Here is a 23,669-nt window from a genome sequence, read left to right as displayed (position 1 = left end):
ATGCACCTCAACCTGAGTTTGCAGATTGGCCGGGCGTTCCATCAGGGTGGAAAAACGGCGGTCTTCTTTACGGTTCCATAAACAAAGCTGGTGTCGATCGAAGCAATCCCACCGATTGGGTGAATTCTGTTTCGAATGAATTCTTCATATGCCTCGAGATCCGATACCAACACCCGCAACTGATAGTCCATCGCCCCGGTTAGCACGTGGCATTCAAGAACTTCGTCGATCATCCGAACGCGTTTTTCGAAATTCTGAACGTCCGTTTCATTGTGCCGCTCCAATCGGATCCGCACAAAAACAGTAATGCCTATGCCGTATGCGGCGGCGTCCACATCTGCGCTGTAACCCTTGATGATTCCGCGAGCTTCGAGGTTCTTGACCCGGCGCAGACACGGCGACGGAGACAGGTTCACCTCGTCGGCAAGGTCCTGGTTCGTCATGCGCCCGTCCTTTTGCAGCGCCCGAATGATCTGTCTGTCTTTTTCGTCCATTTCAACCTTATACTTGGCAGAATCTGCCAACATGGATCGCAGTATTGGTACTATTTGCAAACAAAAGCCCAAAGTAAAGGTGCAAACTGGCGCCAGCTTGAAACAGGAGCTTGCAATGACTCGTTCAACCGGATTTGCCACCCGCGCCATTCACCACGCTTACAACCCTTTGGAAAATGAAGGCGCCCTTACCCCACCGCTGCATTTGACGTCCACGTTTACCTTTGAAACCGCAGAGGCTGGTGGAGAGATGTTCGCCGGTGAACGCGCAGGTCATATCTACAGCCGTATTTCGAACCCCACATGTGACCTTCTGGAACAACGCATTGCCGTGCTTGAAGGGGCCGAGGCCGGACTGGCCCTTTCCAGCGGCATGGGGGCGATCACGGCAGTGCTTTGGACCCTGCTGTCGCCGGGGGACGAAGTCATCGTGGACAAAACGCTCTATGGCTGCACCTTCGCCTTCATGCGCCACGGACTGGCAAAATGGGGGGTCACAATTACCCATGTCGACATGACAGACCCAGAGAACCTGAAAGCCGCCGTTTCCGACAAAACCCGCGTTGTCTATTTCGAAACTCCGGCCAATCCGAACATGCGCTTGGTGGACATCGCCGCCAGCGCCGAAATTGCGCATTCGGTCGGAGCAACGGTTGTCGTCGACAACACCTATGCCAGCCCCTATCTGACCCGCCCGATCGAGCACGGGGCGGATATCGTTCTGCATTCTGCCACCAAATATCTCGGCGGTCATGGCGACGTGGTCGCTGGTCTGGTTGTCGGCACCGCCGAACAGATCGCCGAAATCCGCCTGGTCGGAATGAAGGATATGACCGGTGCGGTCATGGCCCCTTTCAACGCGATGCTGATCCTGCGTGGCCTGAAAACACTGAACCTGCGTCTGGATCGTCATTGCGCGTCAGCCAGGGTCGTCGCTGATTTCCTCGAGGCCCATCCCGCCGTCGGCGAGGTTTACTTCCCCGGGCTGAAAAGCTTTGCCCAGCATGATGTCGCGCAGCGGCAAATGTCCCAACCCGGCGCCATGATCGCGTTCGAGATCAAGTCCGGCCTGTCCGGTGGGATCGAATTCATGAATCGTCTGAACATGATCCAGCGCGCGGTGTCCTTGGGCGATGCCGAAACGCTGATCCAGCACCCTGCATCCATGACTCATTCGACCTATACCCCGGAAGAACGGGCCGAGCATGGGATCAGCGATGGTTTGATCCGTTTGTCCGTCGGGCTTGAGGATGTCGAAGATATCCTCGCAGACCTGGAGCAAGCTTTGCCGTATCCTGCCCGCAGCGCCGCCTGAACCCGGAGACCGCCATGCACATTGATCCCACCCAGTTGAAGATCGTTGAACAACGTCTGTTATGGTTGTCGCATTGGATGATCCACCATGCCAACCACATCCGGCCAAAGGTGGATGGGATCAAGGTTGGTGGCCATCAGGCGTCGTCTGCTTCGATGGTGTCGATCATGACCGCGCTCTATTTTTCGGCCCTGCGCCCTGAAGACCGGGTGGCTGTCAAACCCCATGCCTCGCCGGTTTTCCATGCGATGCAGTATCTCATGGGCAATCAAACGCGCGAGAAGATGGAAAATTTCCGTGGTTTTGGCGGTGTGCAAAGCTATCCCAGCCGAACCAAAGATATCGACGACGTTGATTTTTCCACCGGGTCTGTGGGGCTGGGTGTCGCGATCACCTCGTTTGCTTCGATCATTCAGGATTACATCAAGGCCAAAAGCTGGGGCTCGGATGCTCCGATGGGGCGGATGGTGGCCCTTGTAGGCGACGCCGAACTGGACGAAGGCAATGTGTACGAGGCATTGCAGGAAGGCTGGAAGAACGACCTGCGCAATACGTGGTGGATCATTGACTACAACCGGCAATCCCTGGATGGCATCGTCCGCGAAGGGCTATTCGAACGGATTGAAAAGATCTTCGATGCGTTCGGTTGGGATGTCGTGCGCGTGAAATATGGGGTTCTGCAACGCGCGGCCTTTGAAGAACCGGGTGGCGATCGCCTGCGCGACTGGATCGATGCGTGCCCCAATCAGGATTATTCGGCTTTGACCTTCATGGGGGGCGCAGTCTGGCGGCAGCGCCTGATGGACGATCTGGGGGATCAGGGGGATGTGACCGCTCTGATTGAACGGCGGACGGACGCAGAGCTGGCGGCGCTGATGGAAAATCTTGGCGGCAATTGCGTCGAGACCATGGCCCGGACATTTGCCGCCATCGATCATGATCGCCCGACCTGTTTCCTGGCCTACACCGTCAAAGGGTGGGGCACCCCCATCGCAGGTCACAAGGACAATCACGGCGGGCTGATGAACAACAGCCAGTTCGCCGCGTGGCAGTCGCATATGGGCGTGCCAGACGGCGAGGAATGGGAGCCGCTTGCGACAGTACAGGACCCCGCCGCATTCAAGGATTTTCTGGCCAGGGCACCGTTCTCTGCCAAGGGTCCGCGCCGCTATTTCGATGACAAGCTGGACGTGCCAAGGATCGAGGTCGACACCAGCCGTGAAATCTCGACCCAGATGGCGTTTGGCAAGATCCTTGACGATCTGTCAAAAGGTGATGGCCCGTTGACCGAACGCATCGTGACAACCTCTCCGGATGTCACCGGCACGACGAACCTGGGGCCTTGGGTGAACAGGCGCAAGCTGTTTGCCCGATCCACGCAAGCCGATGCCTTCATAGAACATCGGATCCCTTCGACGGCGAAATGGGAATTCACGCCGGAAGGGCAGCATATCGAGCTTGGGATCGCCGAAATGAACCTGATGCTGCTTCTGGGAGCGGCGGGTCTGTCGCATTCCCTGTTTGGCAAACGTTTGATCCCGATCGGCACCGTCTATGACCCCTTTGTCAGTCGCGGCCTCGATGCGCTGAACTATGCCTGCTATCAGGATGCACGCTTTATTCTCGTTGGTACGCCGTCGGGCGTGACACTGGCACCTGAAGGCGGAGCGCATCAATCCGTCGGCACACCGCTGATCGGGATGAGCCAGGACGGGCTGGCTGCATTTGAACCCGCCTTTGCTGATGAACTGGCGGTGATCATGGAATGGGCCTTCGACTATCTGCAACGCGACGGTGAAGGACAACCGGACGAGCGCACATGGCTGCGCGATGAAACCGGCGGTTCCGTCTATTTGCGTCTGACGACCAACCCGATTGAGCAGCCCGGCAAACGCGTGGATGACGAGTTTCGGCAGGGTGCCATTGACGGGGCCTATTGGTTGCGAAAACCGGGGCCCAATTGCGAAGTTGTAATCGCCTATCAAGGTGCTGTCGCGCCCGAGGCAATCAAGGCCGCCGGTATCATCGGCGAGGGTCGCCGCGATGTCGGCGTTTTGGCCGTGACGTCCGCGGATCGGCTGAATGCCGGTTGGACGGCTGCACAACGCGCGCGGTCGCGCGGCAACCCCGCCGCACTATCCCACATCGAAACCCTGATGTCTGGTCTGCCAGCGCACTGCAATCTGGTCACCGTGATTGACGGGCATCCTGCAACATTGTCGTGGCTGGGCGCTGTGCGCGGTCATCAGACCATTCCGATGGGGGTCGAACATTTTGGCCAGACAGGAACGATCGGTGATCTCTATCGCCACCACTGTATTGATGCCGATGCCATCATCGAAAAAGTGAGTGGTTTGACCCGTGGCAGAGTACTTCATCGGGCAACAGGGGCTTGAGATTGGGCCAACAAGATCAGGAACGATCCCGCTCGGGCTCTTGTTTGACCCATGTCGCATCGACGACGGTCGATGTCATCGAAATGATCGGCACGGTTATGCGTGCCCGGTGCATGTTTCCGACGCCCAACAGCAGGCAGCTGCCGGCAAGATGTTGAATTATGTTCCCGCGTTGACCTAGGCTTGACGCGGCCCGGCCCTGGCGGTTGCGTCAGGGTCTGACCTGTCAGGGTGTTACCTTATGAGGAGCTTTTCGGCGAAAATGCCCGTTTTCCCGTCTATACAACCGGGATGGCAGCCGATAAGGGGCTGTCTTTACCCTTGGATGATCCGCTGATCGCAATTCCGCACAGCGCCTATCACCTGGCCGATACAAAGAACCACCACCGTGAAACAAACCATTGCAGATGCGCTAGCGCGCAAGGGCTATGATACATTGACCCAAGTTCAGCGAGCCGTCACCCAGCCCGAGCTGGAAGGGCGCGACATGCTGGTTTCGGCCCAGACCGGATCAGGGAAGACCATTGGGTTTGGTCTGGCGATAGCGCACAGGGTGCTGGGCGATGAAGAAACGCTCGGCAAACCCGAAGCGCCGTTGGCGCTGGTTGTCGCACCGACCCGCGAGCTGGCACTTCAGGTAAAACGGGAACTTGGCTGGTTGTATTCCGGAGCGGGAGCGTTTCTGGCCTCGTGCGTCGGGGGCATGGACATTCGGGATGAACGTCGCGCGTTGGCCCGAGGCGCCCATATCGTTGTGGCCACTCCGGGACGACTTCGCGACCATATCAATCGAGGTTCAATCGATCTGACAGCTATCCGAGCGGTTGTCCTGGACGAAGCGGATGAAATGCTGGATCTGGGGTTCCGCGAGGATCTTGAGTTCATCCTTGATGAAACACCCGCAGATCGTCAGACCTTGTTGTTTTCTGCCACTGTGCCACGCGCAATTGCCAATCTGGCCAAGCGGTACCAGCGCGACGCGGAACGTGTGAGCACGGTCGGCGAACTGACCCAGCATGCGGATATCGAGTATCGGGCCATGACGGTGGCGCCGCGTGATGGTGAAAACGCGATAATCAATGTGCTGCGATATTACGAGGCCCCCAATGCCATCGTTTTCTGCAACACCCGAGCGATGGTTTCGCGCCTGACCGCGCGCCTGTCGAACCGGGGGTTTTCTGTCGTGGCCCTGTCCGGTGAGCTGACCCAGAGCGAACGGTCCAACGCGTTGCAGGCCATGCGCGATGGACGGGCCCGGGTCTGTGTCGCAACCGATGTTGCGGCCCGCGGTATCGATCTGCCCAACCTTGATCTGGTGGTCCATGCCGAACTGCCCAACAGCCATGAAACACTGCTGCACCGGTCTGGCCGCACGGGTCGCGCTGGGCGCAAGGGCGTCAGTGCCCTGATCGTCGCGCCATCATCGCGCAAAAAGGCAGAGCGCATTCTGAAATTTGCCAAGCTGACAGCAGAATGGGGATCGGCCCCGTCTGCGGATGAGGTGAACGAGCGTGATCAGGCTCGGATGCTGGCATCGGAGGACTGGCAGGTCGAGATCACGGAAAGCGAGCGCCCGTCTGTTGAAAAACTGATTGCTCGCTTCACGCCCGAAAAAATCGCAGCCGCTTACCTCAGGCAATACAAACTACGCCATTCCGCCCCGGAAGAGCTGTCGGGGGTCGATCAGACCGCCCCAAAGCTGCGCGCATCTTTTGGGCCAGGCGTCTGGTTTTCACTGTCCGAAGGACGCAATCAGAATGCGTCTCCCCGTCATATGCTGCCGATGATCTGCAAGGCGGGCGATCTGACAAAAGACGACATCGGTGCCATTCGGATTGCCGAGGACGTAACTTATTTCGAAATCAGTGAGGGAAGTGTCGACCGCTTTCTGACGGCCATTGGTCCAGAGATGAAAATCGAAGAAACCAAAGACCTTGTGCGGTTGGACAAAGCACCGGACCTGTCGTCAACCGGTCGGTCTGGTCTCAAAAGAAAGTTCAAAGGCAGACCTACGGGACACAAAACGGAAAACTCTCCGGCTGAGCGGAAAGCCCGCCGCCGCCAATCCAAGCCCGAGGTTCAGCCTGCCCAGACCGTGCCCGCGACCGAAACCCGCCGAGCGTCGGATGACGACGCAAAAAGCCAGTTCAGCGCTTCGGGCGCAAAACCGAAAAAACGCAAGCCCGGCAGTGTCGAGCAAAGGAGAGGTCGCTCCAAACCAGCCGGAGACGCGCCGAAAGGTCCGCCGCCGCCAAAGGGCAAGCCAAACAGCAAGAAGAATCGTGCACGCGCGGCGGCCGTCAAATCCGCCAAGGGTGGCAACGCAGTTCCAAAACGTCGCAAATCCGGACCCAAGGGCAGTTGATTTCCGCCACGCGCAAGGTCTGTCCTCTGGGCATCGGCAAGTGACCAGGTGCCGTGGATTTCGGTCGCGGCATACACATGTGCTTAACAGTTGCGTGATTTTTCGGGGTAGGAGCAAACTAAGCTTTGCTCTTCCTGCGATCTCAACCGAATACTGTGGTACAGGACATTCTTTTCGGGGTTTTCATGCGGTTCAGTGTCGGCATTGCTGTATCTATGCTGGTCGCCGTATCCATCGGCGTGTCGACCTTCGTTGTTCATTCGCTGTGGTGGACGACCGCGCGTGACAACAGCCGCATGCTTGCCGCTGAGATCAACAGCCAGATTGCAAACACGGTCCGTATCGAAGTCGGGGCAACCCTCAGATCCGCCGAAGCCGCATGGTCGGCGGTGCGCACGATCTTTGTACAGAATGTCATCGCAACACGGCAGGCCGATAAACGAGAGTTCGTCTTTCTGTCTCAGTTGCAGGCGCAGCCGAATATTTCCTGGATTTTCTTTGGTTGGCCGGACGGCAATTTTTTCGCGTCGCACCGTTTGGGCGACAGCGGGCTTGAGATGATAGAGATCGACAAGGACATCCGCGACCGGAACCTGCGGACCGATCGATACATTTTTATTCCCGGGGATATTCAGTTCGAAGAAAGGACCTTTGTTCCGACCTCCTATGATCCTCGTGATCATGCCTGGTTCAACAATTTCATGTCCCTGGACACGATGGGATGGATCGAAGCACGCGATCTTCCGGGCAGTGACAAGACCGTATACGCATTTGCGGGGCCGATCGATGTCAACCGGGCACGGCAGGGTGTTCTTGCGGTCGCAATCGAAACCGACCGTTTGTCACGCTTTCTGGCGACGCTCGAGCCCGGCGAATTCGGAGCCGCCTTTATTCTGGATGCTGATGGCAAAGTAATTGCTGTTCCCGACGCAAAAGCGGACGAAGTTACACCGGCGCGCATGGGCGAGGGTGAACTGTACGAGGTTGCCAAGATCTCGGGGGAAAAACTGTTGGGCGACCCGGATGGCAATACTGCGGGCAGTTCGACGAAGCGCGTGGTGATCGATGGCGTCCCCTATGCGGTGGCCCTGACACCTTTGGGTTTTTACGGGTGGCGCGTCGCTACGGTCATTCCTGAGGCGGCCTTTTTGTCTGGCATCGATGCAACCTTGATAGACCTGATCTATATCCTGATCGGGGTCGTGATCGTCTCAACCGCTCTGGCGATCTGGTTGATCCGTCGAATTGTGGCCAATCCTTTGGCGCGCATTGCCGAGGATCTGAGCAAGATCGAACGCTTTGACGTCGAACGCATTCCACGCCGGCCTTCAAACCTGTCCGAGCTTGCCAATCTGTCTGCGGCAACGGCCAGCATGGCAGCAGGATTGTCCGCGTTTCGAAAATACGTGCCGACCGATCTTGTGAAGATGCTGGTCGCCGAGGGCATCAAAACGCAGCCCGGTGGCGACATGAAGCAGATATCCGTGTTGTTTTGCGATGTGACCGGATTCACCGGGTTGTCGGAAAAACTCGGCCCCAAAATCATCCAGTTGATGGAGCCTTTTTTCTCTGCGGCCGCAGCAGCCGTCGCGCGCCATGACGGGACGATCGACAAATTCATGGGTGACGCGGTCATGGCGATCTGGGGGGCACCGCGCAAGGATGCGCTCCATGCCGAAAATGCCTGCCGCGCGGCACTGGATCTTGTCGTGACCGTGGAAGATGCGGGCATCAAAGACGAGGCCGGAAATTCCCTGCGTGTCAGGATCGGGTTGAACAGCGGTGAAGCTCTGGTTGGCAACATTGGGTCAGAGCAGCGGTTGAACTACACGGCGATCGGTGACGTCGTGAATGTGGCCAGCCGATTGGAAGGGGCCAACAAGGAGTATGGCACGCGTATTCTGATCGGCCCCGAGACCCGGCGCGAAGCAGGCGACGCAATTGTCGTCCGAGAGCTTGACACGCTCGCGGTCTTTGGCCGGACCGAGGAACTGGTGGTCTATGAGCTGATTGCGATGGCCGACGGTTTTGAAGGTTCCCTTGATTGGATCGAGACCTACGAACAAGGTCTTGCGCATTATCGTTCCGGCCGGTTCGAGCAGGCGATAGCTGCGTTTGAGGCTGCGGACAAAATGCGGGGCGGGGACCCTGTATCCGTCGCCATGAAGCTGCGCGCAACGAAACTTTTGACCAACCCTCCCTCGGGGGATTGGCGTGCGGTTACGCATACGGACAAGACGTGAGCGTGCAGGCCATGAGAGCATGCAATCCGCACCCATGAACAGCAAGGTCTGAGGTCGCGGCAGGGCGTTTCGGGCCGTCGTATCGTTTGCGCAGCGAAGATGAGAGTGAGATCCGGAAATCAGGGTGCAATAGCAGAAAAAGCCTTCAAAGATATCCGCAGAAAGACACTGTTGACATTAGATTTTGTATTTTGGATACATTAGACAGAGGGATCGCGACGACCTGTGCTGTCACTGAATGCTCTGGCGACAAAGAGCCATGCGATTGTCTTTTGAAGTCCTTTTCTGGGAGAAAATCATGAAACTCAAACTTCTGGCCGCAACCACTGCGATCGCCCTGACGGGTGCCGTGGCGCAGGCAAATACACTTGTATATTGTTCCGAAGGATCGCCTGAAGGGTTCGATCCTGCGCTGTACACCGCAGGGACGACCTTTGATGCGTCTTCACATCCGATCTACAATCGGTTGCTTGAATTTGAAACGGGCACGACCAATGTGGTCCCCGGCCTGGCCGAAAGTGTCGAGGCCAGCGATGATGGTCTGGAATACACTTTCAAGCTGCGCCAGGGCGTCAAGTTCCACTCGAACGACGCGTTCACGCCGACCCGCGATTTCAACGCGGATGACGTGATTTTCTCCTTCATGCGTCAGAAAGACGAAAACCACCCCTATCATCAAGTGTCAGGTGGAACCTGGGAATATTTCCAGGGTATGGGGATGCCTGATCTGGTCGAGTCCATCGAAAAGATCGACGACTACGCGGTGAAATTTACCCTGTCCAAGCCCGAAGCACCGTTTGTCGCCAATATGGCGATGGACTTTGCCTCAATCGTGTCGGCGGAATACGCTGCGGCAATGATGGAAGCCGGTACGCCGGAAAAACTGAATACGGCACCCATCGGCACCGGACCTTTCTCGTTCGTGGCATATCAAAAAGACGCGGTGATCCGTTACGCGGCCAATGATGCGTATTGGAAAGACCCGGCGCAGGTCGAAAACCTGATCTTTGCCATCACGCCGGATGCGTCTGTGCGCTATCAAAAGCTGAAAGCAGGCGAATGTCATGTGATGCCCTATCCGAACCCTGCCGACATTCAGGCAATGAAGGATGATCCGGACATCAACATGCTGGAACAAGAGGGCCTGAACGTTGGTTATCTGGCCTACAACACCACCATGGCGCCATTCGACAATCCGAAGGTGCGCAAAGCGCTGAACATGGCGATCGACAAGCAGGCGATCATCGACGTGGTCTTCCAGGGTTCGGGCCAGGTGGCCAAGAACCCGATCCCGCCTACCATGTGGGGCTACAACGACGCCATCGTGGACGATCCCTATGATCCCGAAGCGGCCAAGGCGATGCTTGAGGCCGAAGGTGTTTCGGACCTGTCGATGAAAATCTGGGCCATGCCCGTCCAGCGCCCCTACAACCCCAATGCCCGTCGCATGGCCGAATTGATCCAGGCGGATTTCGCCAAGATCGGTGTGGGCGTCGAAATCGTCTCGTACGAATGGGGTGAATACCTGTCTCGGTCGAAAGAACTGAACCGGGACGGTGCCGTTCTGCTGGGCTGGACCGGGGACAATGGCGACCCGGACAACTTCCTGGCGGTGTTGCTGGGCTGTGACGGTGTCGAAGCATCCAACCGGGCGCAATGGTGCCATCAGCCATTCGAAGACCTGATCCTGAAGGCCAAGCAAAGCACGGATCAGGCCGAGCGGACCAAACTGTATGAAGAAGCGCAGGTTGTGTTCAAAGAGCAGGCTCCGTGGGCAACCATCGCGCATTCGGTCGTTTACATGCCCATGAGCAACAAGGTGCAAGGCTATAAGGTGCACCCTCTGGGCGGTCACATCTTCTATGGTGTGAGCGTCGAATAAACCACCACTCGCAAACCGGAGCCACCAGAGTGGTGGCTCCGGCTTTCTTATTGAGGAGGTCGGGCAGAATGCCGGATTTGCCCGAATACCGCCAATTGGCACTGGATATGTCAGTGGACGCAGTGGCCCTGGTGCCGGGTCCGAATTTCACCCGCGCATTGGGCAAATCCTTCATGAGCCACGAGCGCCCTTTTGTCGTGGTGATTCCGGCCCAGGGTGATCCGGCGGCGATCGTGCCCAATCTGGAACTCGCCTCATGGGATCTGGTTGGATTTGAGGGTGCCGTGTTCGACTGGCGCGATCAGACCGGCTATGACGGCGCCTTTTCCGCGCTGGCAGCGCATAGTCCGATCAGATCGTTGGCCGTCGAAGGTCAGGTGATGCGGTTTTTCGTGTCAGACGCGTTTACCCGCGCAATTCCGGATCTGCAGATTGTGGACGGCGAACGCGAAATCTCAGGCCTTCGCATCATCAAAACCGAAGAAGATATCGCCGCGCTGCAAGCGGCCATCGATATTTCGGAACGCGCGTTGGAGCGTGTGATCGCAGGTGTTCGTGCAGGTCAGACCGAAAAACAGATCGAACAGGCGCTGATACAGGCGCTTTTTGCGGAAGGCGCCGAGTCGTTGGCCTTTTCCCCCATCGTGGCTGCGGGGGACAACTCGGCCCGACCGCACGGCAAGGCGCGCGCCAACTACCGGATCAAGGCAGGCGACGCCTTGCTGTTCGACTTTGGCGCTCGAAAACATGGTTTTGCGGCCGACATCACGCGAACTTTTTTCGTTCAGGACGTCACGGACGAAGGCCGGGATGTCTACGACACGGTTTTGCGCGCCAACAAAGCCGGGTTCGAAGCCTGCCGCCCCGGCGTGACAGCGCATGACATCGACGATGCCGTCACAGGCGTGCTTGAGGCCTCGCCCTTTGCCGATCGTATCCGGACCAAGACAGGTCACGGTCTGGGCCGGGATGTGCATGAGGCGCCGTATATCATGCGCGGCAACAGCCAGAAAATCCTGCCGGGCATGGTCTGGACCAACGAACCCGGTCTGTATGAATTGGACAAGTTCGGCGTTCGCATAGAAGATGACGTCCTTGTCACCGGGGATGGCTGTCGGTCACTGACCCGCTTTCCCAAAGAACTTACAATCATAGGTCGCTGATGCTTGGCTATTTCCTCACCCGTCTTGGCCTGTTTGTTCCGACATTTCTGGGCGTGACGCTGATTTCGTTCATGTTCATCCGGGTGCTGCCCGGCGATCCGATCATCGTGATGGCCGGTGAACGCGGCATGACGGAAGAACGTTATCAGGAAATGGTCGAAAAGCTGGGTTTCGACAAGCCGGTGTTGCAGCAGTATTGGGATTACCTCACCGGCGTGCTTCAAGGTGACCTGGGCGAAAGCTTTGTCACTAGGAAACCCGTATGGGATGAGTTCTTTTCGCTGTTCCCCGCAACGCTGGAGTTGTCCCTGTGCGCCATGATCTTTGCCGTTGCGCTGGGTCTGCCCGCGGGTGTGATCGCGGCGGTGAACCGAGGGAAGTTCTTTGACCGGGCGCTGATGTCCTCGGCGCTGGTCGGGTACTCGATGCCCATCTTCTGGTGGGCGCTGCTGTTGATCATCATATTCTCGGGCAATCTGGGCTGGACGCCGGTCTCGGGCCGGATCGACCTGTTGTATTACTTTCCCAGCGTCACGGGCTTCATGCTGATCGACAGCCTGTTGTCGGGTCAGGAAGGAGCATTCGGATCAGCCGTGCGCCATCTGATCCTGCCGACGATTGTGCTGGGAACGATTCCGCTGGCGGTAATCGCACGCCAGACCCGGTCGGCGATGCTGGAAGTTCTGGGCGAAGATTACATCCGCACCGCGCGCGCCAAGGGTTTGTCACCAACGCGGATCAATGGATTGCACGCGCTGCGAAACGCTTTGATTCCGGTTGTTACGGTGATCGGCCTATCGGTGGGCACTTTGCTGGCGGGGGCCATTCTGACCGAAACCATCTTCAGTTGGCCGGGCATAGGAAAGTGGATGGTCGACAGCATCTTTCGCCGTGACTACCCGGTTGTTCAGGGCGGATTGCTGATGATCGCGGTGATCGTGATGCTGGTGAACCTGCTGGTCGATGTCCTTTATGGCATCATCAACCCCAAAATTCGGAGGCGGTGATGGCCGAACTATCCTCAACCCCGCCCAGAACGGAAGACCGCCCCAGCGCCCTGCGCGAGTTCTGGTACTACTTCAGTGAAAACCGTGGCGCTGTCATCGGGCTTTGGGTTTTTGCAGCCTTCGTTTTTTGTGCCGCCTTTGCGCCCCTTCTGGCCCCCTATGACCCAACCGAGCAGTTCCGCGATCATATCCTGCAACCGCCTGCTTGGCAGGAGGGCGGAAGCTGGGCTTTCCCGTTGGGCACCGATCCGCTGGGTCGGGACATGCTGTCGCGCCTGATCATGGGCTCGCGCTATTCCTTCTTTGTCGGAATCGTCGTCGTCTGTGTGGCCGTGTCGGGTGGCGTGATGATTGGCCTGCTGTCGGGCTTTGCCCCCAAATGGGTCGATACGCTGATCATGCGGGTGATGGATATCGTTCTGGCCTTCCCGTCGCTGCTGTTGGCGCTGGTGCTGGTGGCCATCCTTGGCCCGTCGCTGACCAACGCGATGATTGCCATCGCCATCGTTTTCCAACCCCACTACGTGCGCCTGACCCGCGCGTCGGTTCTGGCGGAACGTCAGAAGGATTATGTCACGTCGGCGCGTGTGGCCGGTGCTGGCAGGTCACGGCTGATGTTCATCACCGTGCTGCCCAATTGTCTGGCACCCATCATCGTACAGGCGGCACTGTCCTTTTCGACGGCGATCCTGGATGCAGCTGCCTTGGGCTTTCTGGGCATGGGCGCGCAGCCGCCCACTCCGGAATGGGGCACCATGCTGGCCGAAGCGCGCGAATTCATACTGCGCGCCTGGTGGGTGGTCACCTTCCCCGGTCTGGCGATTCTTGTCACCGTTCTTGCCATCAACCTGATGGGTGATGGCCTGCGTGATGCGCTTGACCCGAAACTGAAACGGAGCTGATCGCATGAGCCTTTTGCAGATCCGCAACCTGACTGTTGAATTCGCCACGGCCTCGGGCAAGTTCCGCGCCGTGGACGGTGTCGATCTGTCGGTCGACAGGGGCGAGCTGATGGCCATCGTCGGCGAAAGCGGCTCGGGCAAGTCGGTGTCGATGCTGGCGCTGATGGGGTTGTTGCCCTGGACCGCGACGATCACCGCTGACGAGATGCGCTTTGAGGGGGTGGATCTGGCCGGTCTTTCGGCCCGTGAGCGCCGCAAGATCATCGGCAAAGACATGGCAATGATCTTTCAGGAGCCGATGTCGTCGCTGAACCCCTGTTTCACGGTGGGATTCCAGATCAAAGAGGCCCTGCGCATCCATCTTGGTTTGAACCGCAAGGACCGCCACCAGCGCGCGATTGAACTGTTCGACCAGGTCGGCATCCCGGCTCCGGAAAGCCGCCTGAACACCTTTCCACACCAGATGTCAGGGGGCATGAACCAGCGCGTCATGATCGCGATGGCCATCGCCTGCAAGCCCAAGCTGCTTATTGCGGACGAACCGACCACGGCGCTGGATGTCACCATTCAGGCGCAGATACTCGACCTGCTTGTTCGGTTGCGGGACGAACACGATATGGGCCTTGTGCTGATCACTCATGACATGGGGGTGGTGGCCGAAACCGCCGAACGGGTTCAGGTGCAATATGCCGGACAAAAAGTCGAAGAGCAGCCCGTGCGTGATCTGTTCCGCACGCCGCGCCATCCCTATACTTCGGCCTTGCTGAGCGCTTTGCCCGAGCGCGCGACTTCCAAGATCCTTCCGACGATTCCCGGCGTTGTGCCGGGTCAATTCGATCGCCCCGCAGGGTGCTTGTTCAGCCCGCGATGCCGGTTCGCTGATGCAACTTGCGCTGAAATACCGCCGACCCCTCGTGCCGAGGCCTTCGGCAAGGCACGTTGTCACCACGTTGAAAAAATTGCGGCCGGAGAATTGGCATGACCGACCCCATCGTTCAGGCGAAAGATCTGACCCGGTTTTACACGGTGAAGGGCGGCTTGCTGTCCAAGTCAGCGACGGTGAAGGCCCTTTCGGGGGTGGATTTCGAACTGAAACCGGGAAAGACTCTGGCCGTCGTCGGAGAGTCCGGCTGCGGCAAGTCAACATTGGCGCGATTGGTCACGATGATTGAAGAGCCGACGTCGGGCAGGCTGACGATTGACGGTGTCGACATTACCCCGTCGCGGTGGAGCAAGATGCGGGAAACGGTGCAAATCGTGTTCCAGGATCCGTATGGATCGCTGAATCCACGTCAACGCATCGGCCAGATATTGCAGGAACCGCTGATCATCAATCGCCCGGACATGTCCGCCGCAGACCGCGAGGCACAAGCGCGCGACATGATCGAGATGGTGGGATTGCGCCCCGAACATTATGATCGCTATCCACATATGTTCTCTGGCGGGCAGCGTCAGCGTATCGCCATTGCACGCGCGCTTATGCTGAATCCCAGGGTCCTGGTTCTGGATGAACCGGTTTCGGCTCTGGACGTCTCGATCCAGTCACAGATCCTGAACCTGCTTGTGGATTTGCAGGAACGGCTTGACCTCGCCTATCTGTTCATTTCGCATGATCTTTCCGTGGTTCGGCATTTTGCAGACGACGTGATCGTGATGTATCTGGGGCGTGCTGTTGAAAAGGCACCCAAAGAACAGCTGTTCGCCGCGCCGCGCCACCCCTATTCCAAGGCGTTGCTGTCCACGACGCCCCGGGCCGACCCCACGGCCCGAAAAGAACGGATCAAGCTTGAGGGCGAACTGCCATCGCCGATGAATATTCCAAAAGGTTGCGCCTTTGCGCAAAGATGTTGGCTGGCAACCGATCAGTGCAGGGCAACATTGCCTGAACTGGCCGGAGAACCGCATCAGGTCGCGTGTCTGTTTCCCTTGTAATGCAAGTAGGTTTCTGCGTTGGTGTGATTGGGTGGCAAACAGGGCGGTCGCAATAGAAGCGACGGTGACTTCTTGTGGGAGAACCACCCCGCCAAGGCGCCGACGTGGGCGACCAAGCCACATGTTTGTGTCGCTACTGTCGAAGACCGCCATCTTCGAACCCTTGCGCAATACCGGACCGTTTACTTCCCAAGATGCGGCCCGAGCCGCCCAAATCCCTTGGGCGGCTTGGGCTTGATGATTTCGATGCACGGACGCGCGTGAAGAGAATACTCCGCCCCTCTTCCGGACAGGTCTTGCCCAGAGAAGGGAGGCATGTGCCAGACCGAATGCAGGGGCTACTCTGCCACTTCCGCCGAGGGTGCGTGTTTTTTGAATTGCTGATTGAACAGATTGCGGAAGCTTCCGTTCTTTTTCATCAACTCGTCCAGATTGCCCTGTTCCACGATCGAGCCATCCTGAACCACGATAATCTTGTCCGCTTCCAGAACAGTCGAAAGTCGGTGCGCAATGACGACGACGGTCACGTCCTTTGTCAGGGTGTCCAAAGCCTTTTTGACAAGCGATTCCGATTCAGCATCCAGCGCGCTCGTGGCTTCGTCCAAAAGCAGGATCTCGGCTTTTCTCAGAATAGCGCGGGCAATCGCAATTCGCTGCTTCTGGCCACCTGACAGGAAGGTGCCGTTTTCGCCAACCTGCGTATTGTAGCCTTCGGGCAGATCCATGATGAAATCATGCGCATGTGCGGCTTTGGCGGCGTCTATGACTTCTTCGTCCGTGGCGTCAGGGGACGAGCAGCGCAGGTTGTCCATGATCGATGTCGAGAACAGGAATGTATCCTGACCGACATAGGATATTTTGCGTCTCAGCGAGGCAAAGCTCACCTCGCGTAGATCCTGACCATCAATCTCAACGCTGCCCTGATCGGGATCATAGAAACGCATGATCAGGCCGAACAACGTGGACTTACCGCCGCCGGATTGACCAACAAGAGCTGTGGTTTTACCGGCCTCGAACGTGACATTCATCTCTTCGATCACCGGCATCGCACCATGATAGCCAAAGGTTACATTGCGCAATTCGATCTGTCCGGGGCCGTCGATGAGGTCATGGGCTTTGGGGCTCTCCAACATCGTCTCGTCCTGATCCAGCAAGTCGAACAACATGGCGACACCGACCATGCAGGTTTCGATCTGGACACGCATTCTCGACAGACGTTTTGCTGGTTCATATGCCATCAGAAGTGCGGTTATGAAAGACATCAACTGACCTGCGCTAGGTTGTTCGCTTCCAGCGATTCCCATTGTGCTGACGACTAGTACACCTGCCACAGCAAGACCGGCCAAAAATTCCATGAGGGGGCTGGCCACGGACTGAAGTCTCGAGATATCGTTTGCCCGGTCCTCGACCCTCCGAATGGCGGTGTCCATGCGATTGATCATGCGATCTTCCAGTGAGAAGACCTTGATAACCTTGATACCAGCGGATGTTTCCTGAAGTACCCGAATAATTTCAGCCAGCGATGCAAACTCGGCCTGCATGATCGAACGCACGCTTTTCAGCAGATAGCGTACCCCTAGAAGGGCGATCGGGCCCACGACAAAGAACATCACCGACAGAACGGGTTGCTGGTAAACCATAACCCCTACAAGGCCGACCAAAGTCAGGGCGTCGCGCACAAATCCGGTGACCAGGACATCGATGAGGCTGCGAGCCGCCTGAGCACCGTGGGTGGTGCGCATCAAAAGATCTGAGGATTCATTGGTCGAAAAGAACGAGACGCCGTGCCTGAGGAGTTTGCGATAAACCCTGTCTTGCTGTTGCGCGACGATCCGGTTGCCGGCGCGGGCCAGGAAAACAGACTGAATATACGAGGCAATGGCCTTAACCAGAAACAGAATCACGACCCCAAGCGCAATGACATGCGCGTAGCCCCGCAATTCCGGGCTGGTCATCGCATCGACAATGTACTCCATCATATATGCGGAGCCGGCCGTGGTGACCGCCACGGCAATCATTGCCAGAACCGCAATACCATACAGCTTGCCTTGCGCGTAAAAGCTTTCACCTACAAGGCGGCCCATATAGCCTGATCGCCACTTGTTCCAGGCGCGCTTTATCATTGCGTTCTCCAAATCGTGAAACTGTGCGCACGCTCAGTTAACCTATATCTTGTCGGGCCTAAAGGACAGATGCCATGCTGCGGCAGAGCGGCCCATCCCGACCATCTGAGCTGTAGGCCCGCTAAATAATGGCTGGTTGACGATCGGACAAGAGTTGGAAAGCGCAACAACAACCGCGATTTGCCCCTTTGTACGGGCGCAGGCAGGGTTGGTGGCGCGACAGGATCCGCAAAAAACGCCTTAAAATACGGGCTGTTTTGCCACAAACGAGTCGTGTGTCCGGCATGAATCCGCTGATAGAAGGCTGTAATTCCTGACTTTGAACACGTGTTGATCCGAAACCAGACAGGGGACGGGCACAAGCATCGTATCCGATCCCGGGGCCGGTTGCGTGAAATCGAAATTCAGCAGGTCTCTTGGGTGTTGCCGTCACCCCTCTTCTTGCAAATACGCAAGAAGGTTAACAATATCTTCGTCCTTTTTCAGGCCGCGAAACTGCATTCGATTGCCCTGAAGATACCCTTTGGGATCCGTCAGGAATGCGCTCAGGGTTTCATGGGTCCAGACGATGTCGGAACTTTCCAGCGCTGTCGAATACTTGAATCCCTCGGCGTGACCGGCCTTTGCGCCGAGAATGCCGTGCAGGGACGGGCCAACACCATGGCTGCCTTCTTTCAATTTGTGGCAAGCGCTGCACTTGCGAAACACCTTTTTGCCGGCCGTCGCGTCACCCTGAACAGCTGCGGCAGCAACAACCTCTGTGGCTTCCGATGCCGTCGCGGCATGTTCTTCATCCGTGTGAAAGATCAGCCGGGCTGTAATCGGTACCGTTCGGGTGATGCCGGGCAGGCTTGCCAATTCCATAAGCTTGTCCACGCCGGCGTTGACACCGGCGTCTTCGGTGCTGAGAAACACCATGTCGTTTGTCGAAACAAGCACTGACGTCTCGGACAAGCGTGCGACGAACATTTCCGCGTCAAACTCAACTTCCGTGCCGGCCAGCGAAAGCACGGAAGCAGCATCCAGAGTGGTGGTTTCACCCACGGCCAGCCCTGCAACCTTCGCCATGTCGAATTCGGCCGTCAGGCGCGCAGTGGGTGCTTGGCGGAATACAAATTCGATCATCCGTTCGTTGCGAATTTCTATGTTGGTCTCGACCGAGGACAGGTCGATCTCGATTTCGGCCACGCCCTCCTGCGTCACGTGTCCGCTCAGGCTGGTGAAGCTGTTGACCTCGCCCACCGCGTTTTTCTTGATCGTTCCATAGGCCAGATGCGAGCGATCGGACTCCAGTGTCCAACCCGCTGCCCATATGGGTGTTGCAACAATTGCCGACGCAAACGTGACTGCCTTCAACAGAAGTTTCATTTCTTTCCTCCGCGGTTTATGTCAGTTTTGGCCCTGCGGGCCGGGTCCGTTTCTGACAAACACACACAGGTCGCGTTTTATTCGATGAGTGCCGAGATGACTTCCGAACAGGCCGTTCGTGACGCCGTACAGATGCACTCAAGACGCGTCTGGCGGTTTGCTCTGGCGTTGTCGGGGGCATCGGATGTGGCAGACGATCTGGTGCAGGCCACATGCCTGCGTGCGCTCGAGCGGCATCATCAGGTAACGTCGCATGATCGTCTGGACAGTTGGCTGATGACGATCTGCCGGTCAATCTGGTTGAACGAAGTGCGGTCTCGTTCCGTCCGGCGGGCACAGGCGCTGTCCGTGACCCCAGAATCGGAACTGGTCGCAACTTTGCCGGATTCAGAAACGAATATTTTTGCGGCTGAAGTGTTTACTCAAGTGATGCAGCTGCCAGAAGCGCAGCGGGAAACGGTCATGCTCGTGTTCGTCGAAGGGTACAGCTACCGCGAAACCGCTGCATTGCTGGACGTTCCCATCGGCACAATCATGAGCCGGCTATCGAATGCCCGGCGGAAACTGAAAACCGTGATGCAGTTTGAGGCGGCAGACGCCGCGCGACGGAGTGGCAAATGACGTTTTCCGACGAGACGCTGTTGGCGTATCTGAAAGGCACGCTGGATGAGGCTCAGAGCCGCGCCATCGAGGCCGCGGTTGAGGATGATGTCGAGCTTGAACGCCGCCTGATGGCGCTGGATCCGTTTGCGCCTGTCGTTCGGCAGGTCTTTGAGACACTGCCCACCGCGGCGCCGAAGGTCGATTTGCCGGAACCCGTGGCGCGAAACACCAATGGCGGGTTTCTGCGCCTTCTGGCCGTGGCCGCGGGCGTCGGGGTTGCAGCCGTTGCCCTGACATTCTGGGCGACGCGTCCGGCGGAACTGGGCTGGGCGCAGCAAGCGGCGATCTATCAGTCGCTTTATGTGCCCGAGACGATTGTCTCGCTGGACAGTTCCGAGGCATCGCTGGACAAGCAGTTCGCGATGGCCGAGGCAGCACTTGGCAGGTCTCTGAACCGTGAAGCGCTGGACTCCCTGCCTGGGCTGGAGTTGAAGCGAGCACAAGTGCTTTCGTTCAAGGGAAAGCCTTTGGTTCAGGTCGTTTTCGCCGATGAGCAGGGTCAACCCTTTGCCTTCTGTGTTATCCGCCAGGGGCCGAACGCCCCGAAGGCAGAGGTCAAACAGGCCATTCTGAGCGGTTTGGCAACAGCGACCTGGGCGCAGGATGGCTATGGTTACATGCTGCTGGGCAGCTCTCCGCAGACCGATTTGAGCAGCGAACTGGATGTTCTGACCCGAACCTTTGCGAGCTGACGGAATACCCCTTGTGAAGCAACGGGAATGCCCGAAGAATGCGGGGTATGACGTCGAAGAAACCCTTGCCCCTTCCTGAAGACGAGGCCGAAGATCTTGGCCCCGCCAGCATCTATGACGGCGATCCGTCCGAAGAGGACGACCTGTGGTTCTTGCCACCGGATGAAGTCGAGGAAGACGAGGGTTTCTTCCTGCCCGGGCCGCGACGCGAACAGCGCCTGCTGTTCGATCCGCGTGATTGGCGGGCTGCGCAGTCCGACCTTTCTGCGGAACTTGCGGATCTGGCCCTGACTTTTGGCGCGCTGGATGAACGGTTGCGAGCGGGCCCCGAAGGCTGGACGCATCGCTTGGCATTGATGGAGACGTCCGATCTGGGGTGGTGGACCGGAGACCGGATCAGCGTGGATAGATTGGCTTTGTGGACCGGTTTGCGGATCGGCGCGACTCATGATGACGTGCAGGCCCTGTTCCGGGCCGGATGGGCCGTGCGACGCCTGAGTTCGGGCGCGCCGCCTGCTGCCGGCGGTTGGGAACGCGGGCTGACCGCGTTTCTTGACCGACTGGCTCAGGGGGCCGACACGACCCCGGAATCCATCATTGATCTGGCCGAGGTCATGCAAAACGCCGAAGGGTTGCATCCTGTGACGCAGTCGGCAATTGCGTTTCACGCCTGGCGGGCGGTGTCACAAGGCATCGGACAGGACACGGAAGCAGCCGTCATAGCCGCGCGGCATGCGGCCTCCATGGGGCGCGGCGGTGCGCAGTTCATGCCCTTGGCTTTGTCCGGGCCGCGTGCGCTGCGCGGCTCGGGGGATCCGTCGGAAAAACTGAGCGCATGGATCGGCGGCGCAGGCCAGGCTGCCCTTGCGGCGTTGCTGCATCTGGACCGGATCAGCGCGTGGGAGGCGAAAGCCAAAGAGGTCACGCAGGATCTGAGCGGCCGCACCCCGCCGCGCCTGATCAATGCATTGACGGCCTGGCCCATGGTATCCGCGCCTTTGGCCGAAGACCTGACCAAGGCTTCCCGCGCGGCGGTACAGCGCAATTTCGACCTGTTCGCGCAGCGGGGTCTGGTTCGCGAGGTCACCGGGCAGGGGCGTTACCGCGTCTGGACGGCGGCGCTGTAATCCATCAGCCAATCGCGAAACATACGCGCTGCCGGGCGCAGCGCCGTGCGGGAGGGATAGACCAGATGATAGGCTTCCTGCCCCGGGCAGGAGAAGTCCGGCAGGCAGGGGACCAAACCCGACAGTTTCATAATGCGATCTGACGCGGGCGCGCGCGCCAAGGCAATGCCGCATCCGCTGGCGCAGAGCTCGGCCGCCATCACCGAATTGTCGGCAAAAAAATACCGTGCCTGGCCTGCTGGCAGCCGCTGGTGTTCGAACCAATGCGGCCAGCTTGCCCGATGGGTCGAAACTTCGATCAAGGTGAAGTCGAACAAATCCCTTGCCGTCTCGATCCGGGCAGCAATCTCGGGCGGGGCGATGGGATAGAGATGTTCGCGCATCAACTCTTCACTTTCCGAGCCGAACAGCGCGGGGTTTCCGAACACGATCTGAAGGTCAGTGAACCGATTGGCAAAATCCGACATGACATTGCCAGTTGAAAGCGAAAGATTGATCTGAGGATGCGCCGCCTGAAAATCGGGAACACCCCCGGCCAGAATGCCATGTGCAAACAGCAGCACCGACTGCACATAAAGCCTTTGCTCGCGGGTTTCACCGAACAGACCGGCGGTTGCCGTTTCCAGCATAAGCAAGGATTGCTGTACCGGCGGCAGATAGGCGCGCCCGGTCTCGGTCAAAGTGACCGCATGCGCGTGACGGTGAAACAAGGGTGTGCCCAGTCTTGTTTCCAGCGCCTTGACCTGCTGGCTGACGGCGGCAGGCGTCATGTTCAACTGGGTCGCGGCGCGGGCAAAGCTTTCGGTTCGGGCCGCAGCCTCGAATACGCGCAACCAGTTGAGGGAAGGGACGCGGGTGTTCATTCCGACAGGCTAAGCAGAACTTAGCCTCACCGGCAAGGCAATTAGGTCTGAGCTTTTGATCCCCCGCCTTAGGCTTGTGATCAGTGAACAGATGAAATGAGCCTTCTATGTCAGACCCCGCCCTGCCGCCACGAGCCAAGCGCAAGATCTGGAATTACACGCCTCAGCTGCCGATTCAGACCGCGCCCTATTGGGATTGGCCGATGAAACCTCTGTCCGCGTTGAAATACCTGCTGCAAAGCTGGAATCCGCTTGCATTGCGGGCGCTGCTGCTGGTCTTTGCGGTCATCACCTGGACCTATCTGACGCCTTCACTGAGCAGGATCGAGACCTTCGGCTGGGATTGGGTTGCGGAAATCTGGTTCCGCAATTTCTGTATCCTGATGGTGGTCGCAGGCGGCTTGCACCTAGCGCTTTGGAGGTTCCGCACGCAGCAGGACGAATACCGCTATGACATGCGCCCGATGATGAAGGGCGCCAAGGTATTCACATTCAAAAATCAGGTCTGGGACAACATGTTCTGGACCTTGGGCCCGGCGTTGACGTTCTGGACGTTCTGGGAATGTCTGATCCTGTATTCCTATGCCAATGGCTGGATCACGATGATCACGTTAGACGGCAACCCGATCTGGTTCATCGCCATGACCGTCTTTGTGCCGATCTGGGCCGGGTTCCATTTCTACTGGCTGCACAGGCTGCTGCATGTGGGTGTGCTTTATACAAGAGTCCACGCTTGGCATCACCGCAACATCAATACCGGTCCTTGGTCGGGGCTTGCGATGCATCCGGTCGAAAGTTTCTTTCTGATGTTCGATACGATGATCTTTTTCCTGCTGCCGTCGCATCCGATCCACGCCGTTTTCCTGCTGTTCCATCACGGCATCGGCGCTCCGACCTCTCATGCCGGGTTCGAGCACGTGAAGTTCGGCAACAAGGCCAAGTTTCAGGTCGGGGATTTCTTTCATCAGCTGCACCATCGGTTTTTCGACTGCAACTACGGCACTTGGGAAACCCCTTGGGATGAATGGTTCAACACGTTCCACGACGGCACCGATGAAGGCAATGAAATGGTCAAGGAACGCCGCCGCAAGATCTGGGCCACCGAATAGCCCGTGAAGGCAGATCCCTGCCGGA

The 23,669-nt window shown here is 58.0% G+C and carries 18 protein-coding genes; 14 read left to right on the top strand and 4 right to left on the bottom strand.

Going from position 1 to position 23,669, the window contains the following annotated elements:
- Window positions 1-41: 41 nt before the first annotated feature.
- The gene (locus tag GOW09_RS10715) at window positions 42-494 is read right to left on the bottom strand and encodes an Lrp/AsnC family transcriptional regulator (RefSeq protein ID WP_171118128.1); all 453 of its coding nucleotides are present in this window, start codon (window positions 492-494) and stop codon (window positions 42-44) included.
- 115 nt (window positions 495-609) lie between these two features.
- Here GOW09_RS10715 and GOW09_RS10710 point away from each other — a divergent pair, with 115 nt between their 5' ends.
- From GOW09_RS10710 to GOW09_RS10665, 10 genes are all read left to right on the top strand, one after another.
- The gene (locus GOW09_RS10710) at window positions 610-1,809 is read left to right on the top strand and encodes a methionine gamma-lyase (protein WP_171118126.1); all 1,200 of its coding nucleotides are present in this window, start codon (window positions 610-612) and stop codon (window positions 1,807-1,809) included.
- 14 nt (window positions 1,810-1,823) lie between these two features.
- Entirely contained in the window at window positions 1,824-4,205 is a 2,382-nt protein-coding gene (locus tag GOW09_RS10705; RefSeq protein WP_171118123.1) for a 1-deoxy-D-xylulose-5-phosphate synthase N-terminal domain-containing protein, read from the top strand.
- Window positions 4,206-4,593: 388 nt separating this feature from the next.
- The gene (locus GOW09_RS10700) at window positions 4,594-6,570 is read left to right on the top strand and encodes a DEAD/DEAH box helicase (protein WP_171118121.1); all 1,977 of its coding nucleotides are present in this window, start codon (window positions 4,594-4,596) and stop codon (window positions 6,568-6,570) included.
- A 185-nt stretch (window positions 6,571-6,755) separates the two neighbouring features.
- The gene (locus tag GOW09_RS10695) at window positions 6,756-8,813 is read left to right on the top strand and encodes an adenylate/guanylate cyclase domain-containing protein (protein ID WP_253284243.1); all 2,058 of its coding nucleotides are present in this window, start codon (window positions 6,756-6,758) and stop codon (window positions 8,811-8,813) included.
- A 298-nt stretch (window positions 8,814-9,111) separates the two neighbouring features.
- Window positions 9,112-10,695 (top strand): ABC transporter substrate-binding protein, encoded by a 1,584-nt coding sequence (locus GOW09_RS10690; RefSeq protein ID WP_305849003.1) that lies wholly within the window; start codon window positions 9,112-9,114, stop codon window positions 10,693-10,695.
- A gap of 68 nt (window positions 10,696-10,763) precedes the next feature.
- Window positions 10,764-11,858: a Xaa-Pro peptidase family protein gene (locus GOW09_RS10685; RefSeq protein WP_171118117.1), complete on the top strand. Its 1,095-nt coding sequence runs from the start codon at window positions 10,764-10,766 to the stop codon at window positions 11,856-11,858.
- Entirely contained in the window at window positions 11,858-12,865 is a 1,008-nt protein-coding gene (locus GOW09_RS10680) for an ABC transporter permease subunit (RefSeq protein WP_152460561.1), read from the top strand. The genes GOW09_RS10685 and GOW09_RS10680 overlap by 1 nt, the downstream gene beginning before the upstream one ends.
- Window positions 12,865-13,767, top strand: a complete 903-nt coding sequence (locus tag GOW09_RS10675) for an ABC transporter permease subunit (RefSeq protein WP_152460560.1) — start codon at window positions 12,865-12,867, stop codon at window positions 13,765-13,767. The genes GOW09_RS10680 and GOW09_RS10675 overlap by 1 nt, the downstream gene beginning before the upstream one ends.
- A gap of 4 nt (window positions 13,768-13,771) precedes the next feature.
- Entirely contained in the window at window positions 13,772-14,749 is a 978-nt protein-coding gene (locus GOW09_RS10670; RefSeq protein WP_171118115.1) for an ABC transporter ATP-binding protein, read from the top strand.
- A complete protein-coding gene (locus GOW09_RS10665) occupies window positions 14,746-15,699 on the top strand; it encodes an ABC transporter ATP-binding protein (protein WP_171118113.1) in 954 nt (317 codons plus the stop codon). The genes GOW09_RS10670 and GOW09_RS10665 overlap by 4 nt, the downstream gene beginning before the upstream one ends.
- Before the next feature lie 338 nt (window positions 15,700-16,037).
- Here GOW09_RS10665 and GOW09_RS10660 read toward each other — a convergent pair whose 3' ends face one another.
- Together GOW09_RS10660 and GOW09_RS22570 are read right to left on the bottom strand one after the other, a co-directional pair.
- Complete coding sequence (locus GOW09_RS10660) at window positions 16,038-17,822, bottom strand: ABC transporter ATP-binding protein (protein ID WP_171118111.1); 1,785 nt, start codon at window positions 17,820-17,822, stop codon at window positions 16,038-16,040.
- 429 nt (window positions 17,823-18,251) lie between these two features.
- Window positions 18,252-19,190 (bottom strand): cytochrome c family protein, encoded by a 939-nt coding sequence (locus GOW09_RS22570; RefSeq protein WP_254442726.1) that lies wholly within the window; start codon window positions 19,188-19,190, stop codon window positions 18,252-18,254.
- Between the two features lie 84 nt (window positions 19,191-19,274).
- Between GOW09_RS22570 and GOW09_RS10650 the strand changes: the two genes are divergently transcribed.
- From GOW09_RS10650 to GOW09_RS10640, 3 genes are read left to right on the top strand one after another with little or no spacing between them, the layout of a single operon-like run.
- Window positions 19,275-19,811, top strand: a complete 537-nt coding sequence (locus GOW09_RS10650) for an RNA polymerase sigma factor (protein WP_171118108.1) — start codon at window positions 19,275-19,277, stop codon at window positions 19,809-19,811.
- Entirely contained in the window at window positions 19,808-20,545 is a 738-nt protein-coding gene (locus GOW09_RS10645) for a hypothetical protein (protein WP_171118105.1), read from the top strand. The genes GOW09_RS10650 and GOW09_RS10645 overlap by 4 nt, the downstream gene beginning before the upstream one ends.
- A 38-nt stretch (window positions 20,546-20,583) precedes the next feature.
- Complete coding sequence (locus GOW09_RS10640) at window positions 20,584-21,672, top strand: helix-turn-helix domain-containing protein (protein WP_371808039.1); 1,089 nt, start codon at window positions 20,584-20,586, stop codon at window positions 21,670-21,672.
- On the opposite strand, the gene GOW09_RS10635 is transcribed toward GOW09_RS10640, so the two are convergent.
- On the bottom strand, window positions 21,645-22,535 hold the full coding sequence (locus GOW09_RS10635; protein ID WP_171118102.1) for a LysR substrate-binding domain-containing protein: 891 nt from the start codon (window positions 22,533-22,535) through the stop codon (window positions 21,645-21,647). The genes GOW09_RS10640 and GOW09_RS10635 overlap by 28 nt on opposite strands.
- A gap of 107 nt (window positions 22,536-22,642) precedes the next feature.
- Between GOW09_RS10635 and GOW09_RS10630 the strand changes: the two genes are divergently transcribed.
- The gene (locus GOW09_RS10630; protein ID WP_171118100.1) at window positions 22,643-23,644 is read left to right on the top strand and encodes a sterol desaturase family protein; all 1,002 of its coding nucleotides are present in this window, start codon (window positions 22,643-22,645) and stop codon (window positions 23,642-23,644) included.
- The last annotated feature ends 25 nt before the right edge of the window (window positions 23,645-23,669 follow it).

Source organism: Ruegeria sp. HKCCA5463 (assembly GCF_013034175.1).
GTDB lineage: Bacteria > Pseudomonadota > Alphaproteobacteria > Rhodobacterales > Rhodobacteraceae > Ruegeria.
This window is presented reverse-complemented; position numbering and strand designations above follow the sequence as displayed.

What these genes read in the sequence shown, in the direction of transcription:
- GOW09_RS10680 (WP_152460561.1), top strand. Translation starts at nt 11,858, where the DNA reads ATGCTTGGCTATTTCCTCACCCGTCTTGGCCTGTTTGTTCCGACATTT.
- GOW09_RS10635 (WP_171118102.1), bottom strand. Translation starts at nt 22,535, where the DNA reads ATGAACACCCGCGTCCCTTCCCTCAACTGGTTGCGCGTATTCGAGGCT.
- GOW09_RS10710 (WP_171118126.1), top strand. Translation starts at nt 610, where the DNA reads ATGACTCGTTCAACCGGATTTGCCACCCGCGCCATTCACCACGCTTAC.
- GOW09_RS10695 (WP_253284243.1), top strand. Translation starts at nt 6,756, where the DNA reads ATGCGGTTCAGTGTCGGCATTGCTGTATCTATGCTGGTCGCCGTATCC.
- GOW09_RS22570 (WP_254442726.1), bottom strand. Translation starts at nt 19,190, where the DNA reads ATGAAACTTCTGTTGAAGGCAGTCACGTTTGCGTCGGCAATTGTTGCA.
- GOW09_RS10640 (WP_371808039.1), top strand. Translation starts at nt 20,584, where the DNA reads ATGCGGGGTATGACGTCGAAGAAACCCTTGCCCCTTCCTGAAGACGAG.
- GOW09_RS10690 (WP_305849003.1), top strand. Translation starts at nt 9,112, where the DNA reads ATGAAACTCAAACTTCTGGCCGCAACCACTGCGATCGCCCTGACGGGT.
- GOW09_RS10675 (WP_152460560.1), top strand. Translation starts at nt 12,865, where the DNA reads ATGGCCGAACTATCCTCAACCCCGCCCAGAACGGAAGACCGCCCCAGC.
- GOW09_RS10645 (WP_171118105.1), top strand. Translation starts at nt 19,808, where the DNA reads ATGACGTTTTCCGACGAGACGCTGTTGGCGTATCTGAAAGGCACGCTG.
- GOW09_RS10685 (WP_171118117.1), top strand. Translation starts at nt 10,764, where the DNA reads ATGCCGGATTTGCCCGAATACCGCCAATTGGCACTGGATATGTCAGTG.
- GOW09_RS10630 (WP_171118100.1), top strand. Translation starts at nt 22,643, where the DNA reads ATGTCAGACCCCGCCCTGCCGCCACGAGCCAAGCGCAAGATCTGGAAT.
- GOW09_RS10670 (WP_171118115.1), top strand. Translation starts at nt 13,772, where the DNA reads ATGAGCCTTTTGCAGATCCGCAACCTGACTGTTGAATTCGCCACGGCC.
- GOW09_RS10665 (WP_171118113.1), top strand. Translation starts at nt 14,746, where the DNA reads ATGACCGACCCCATCGTTCAGGCGAAAGATCTGACCCGGTTTTACACG.
- GOW09_RS10660 (WP_171118111.1), bottom strand. Translation starts at nt 17,822, where the DNA reads ATGATAAAGCGCGCCTGGAACAAGTGGCGATCAGGCTATATGGGCCGC.
- GOW09_RS10715 (WP_171118128.1), bottom strand. Translation starts at nt 494, where the DNA reads ATGGACGAAAAAGACAGACAGATCATTCGGGCGCTGCAAAAGGACGGG.
- GOW09_RS10705 (WP_171118123.1), top strand. Translation starts at nt 1,824, where the DNA reads ATGCACATTGATCCCACCCAGTTGAAGATCGTTGAACAACGTCTGTTA.
- GOW09_RS10650 (WP_171118108.1), top strand. Translation starts at nt 19,275, where the DNA reads ATGAGTGCCGAGATGACTTCCGAACAGGCCGTTCGTGACGCCGTACAG.